This is a genomic window from Sphaerospermopsis sp. LEGE 00249 (assembly GCF_014299995.1).
Classification (GTDB): Bacteria; Cyanobacteriota; Cyanobacteriia; order Cyanobacteriales; family Nostocaceae; genus Sphaerospermopsis; species Sphaerospermopsis kisseleviana.
This window is the reverse complement of the sequence record NZ_JACJUZ010000165.1, coordinates 1-1,609: the sequence shown is the minus strand read 5'-3', so window position 1 is coordinate 1,609 and position 1,609 is coordinate 1. Positions and strand designations below refer to the sequence as shown.

2 protein-coding genes are annotated in these 1,609 nt (G+C 35.1%); one reads left to right on the top strand and one right to left on the bottom strand.

All coding sequences use genetic code 11. The features are described 5' to 3' along the window. Positions 1-277 (bottom strand): helix-turn-helix domain-containing protein (locus tag H5968_RS24925; RefSeq protein ID WP_187042077.1); only part of this gene is annotated, 277 nt, incomplete at its 3' end. 140 nt (positions 278-417) lie between these two features. On the opposite strand from H5968_RS24925, the gene H5968_RS24920 reads away from it, so the two are divergent. Beyond that, positions 418-1,431: a glycerophosphodiester phosphodiesterase gene (locus H5968_RS24920; RefSeq protein WP_187042076.1), complete on the top strand. Its 1,014-nt coding sequence runs from the start codon at positions 418-420 to the stop codon at positions 1,429-1,431. Positions 1,432-1,609 lie beyond the last annotated feature (178 nt).

The following is a 1,609-nucleotide window of genomic DNA, read 5'->3' as shown; positions in this document are numbered from 1 at the left end:
CATCTGACAAATATCTTAATGCGTATTGAGGGGCGCATTTAGACACTTCATAATACCAAGGATGGGTAGATTTAATGGCTGCTACTAACCATTTGTGTAAATCTATGGCTGTGGGAAATTTGATTTTTTCTTCAGGATTAAGTTTATTATGTAGTAATACCTGTTGACAAAGTGCTAAACCTTGATTCCAAGCGTGTCTGGCTACTCCTGCGTGTTGCGCCAGTAGTAGTCGTTGTTGCTTGTTAACTTTGAGTTGGGTTTTGAATCCTAGTAGCATACAGTGATTTTACTGTAATTCTGTCACAAAGCCAAAAGATGACAGGAAATTTTGAGCAAATGTAAGTATTTGTTAGTATTGGTTAAGAAAACAGTAACTAGCTACTATCCCTATTCATTGAAAATAATAAACCCTATCTTATGGACAATTTTAGAGATTCCACATTCACAAATCAATTACCTATTATTATAGCTCATCGTGGTGCAAGTGGATACCGACCTGAACATACATTAGCAGCATATCAATTAGCAATTGAATTAGGTGCTGATTATATTGAACCAGATTTAGTGATTACCAAAGATGGGGTTTTAATTGCACGTCATGAAAATGAAATATCAGCAACTACAGATATTGCTGAACATCCTGAATTTGCTCATTTACGAACTACAAAAATCATTGATGGGGAAATTATAACAGGTTGGTTTACCGAAGATTTTACCTTAGCAGAAATCAAAACATTAAGAGCGCAAGAACGCATTCCCCAACTACGTTCTTTCAACACAACATACAATGGAATTTACACAATTCCCACCCTAGAAGAAATCATTGATTTAGCTGAAAAGAAAAGTATAGAAAAAAATCGCAAAATTGGGATTTACCCAGAAACAAAACATCCAACTTACTTTCAATCAATTGATCTAGAATTAGAAACACCCTTATTAACGGCTTTAGAAAAAACTCATGTACCAGTATTTATTCAATCATTTGAAGTTAGTAACTTAAAAGCATTAGCCAAAAAAACAAATCTACCTTTAGTACAATTAATCAACGACTCAGGTAAACCCTATGATTTTGTAATGAGTGATAATCCCCGCACCTATCAACATATAAGCAAACCAGCAGGATTAAAAAAAATCGCTGAATATGCACAAGCAATAGGAGTCAATAAAAACTTAATAATTCCCAGAGATAGTCAAGGGAAATTAATATCACCCACATCCTTAGTTAATCACGCCCATAAAGAAAATTTATTAGTTCATGCTTGGACATTCCGCAATGAAAATTACTTCTTACCTTTAGATTGTCAAGACAACCCTCAAGAGGAATATAAACTATTTTTTGAATTAGGGATAGATGGGGTATTTAGTGACTTTCCAGATACTGCTAGTGTGATAAGATGCAAAAACCTAATACCCAGATCCCAGACTTCTTGAAGAAATCGGGGATCTCTCCATTGTTAATACTGTTCGGTTAAGTTGAAAATATAACAGTTCTCATGAGCATGGGAACTACTATAATAACTTGGTTGAGGTTAAAAAACTACTTTTAAAACCCGGATAGAGGTGGGATTATATCAGGAGTAGGGATAACGGAAGGAGGTGGGGGTGGAGG

Excerpts from the sequence above, each read along its gene's own strand:
- H5968_RS24920 (WP_187042076.1), top strand. The coding sequence starts at position 418 with ATGGACAATTTTAGAGATTCCACATTCACAAATCAATTACCTATTATT.